Consider the following 605-nt stretch of genomic DNA (forward strand, 5'->3'; position numbering starts at 1 on the left):
ACAGAGGCAACGCTCCGGGTAAATAAGCCAGCTGTGTCCAAAAACTTGTATGATATCTCTTCTTCCACACGACCGCCTTCTCCTCTAGTTCGTGCCATTCTTGCAGTAAAGACGTTCCCTTCTTTTTTTAACTCCAAAAATACATATACATCTTTCCATTGTTCGACCTGTTCACGAGATTGCCTTAAGACATATTGTGTTTCTCCATTCACGCCAAAAAGACGAATTTCAGGCGTGGATATTTCTCCTGCCGTATCTTTAACAAGTGTAAGTCTAGCAATCGGTTTTTTATTCACATCCAGTAAATATAGATTAGTTCGGCCAAAAGATGAAATATCGGTAATTTCATGCCTGCAGCGAAAACGGAATAAATAATCAGATACTTGTGAGGAAAGACTTTTTGCGACTGCCGGACCATACCACAATGAACCAGTTCCATATGTTGTTAACATAAAGTCATTTCCATCCGAAATAATAATACCATCACTATTTATCACACCTACATCAACAGGAAAGGTAGTTGGTGCCCATCCAACCGTGGATGATAATGGGTCATTCAAAATAGTTGTAACAGGGTCGAATGTGGAATTATCAGCACTAGGTAT

The 605-nt window shown here is 39.7% G+C and carries 1 protein-coding gene; it reads right to left on the bottom strand.

The annotated features are described in order from the left end of the window. The coding region (locus G6554_RS25350; RefSeq protein WP_166246851.1) for a hypothetical protein at positions 1-605 on the bottom strand (605 nt) is incomplete at both ends.

This window comes from Bacillus sp. MM2020_4 (assembly GCF_011250555.1).
Taxonomy (GTDB): Bacteria; Bacillota; Bacilli; order Bacillales; family Cytobacillaceae; genus Neobacillus.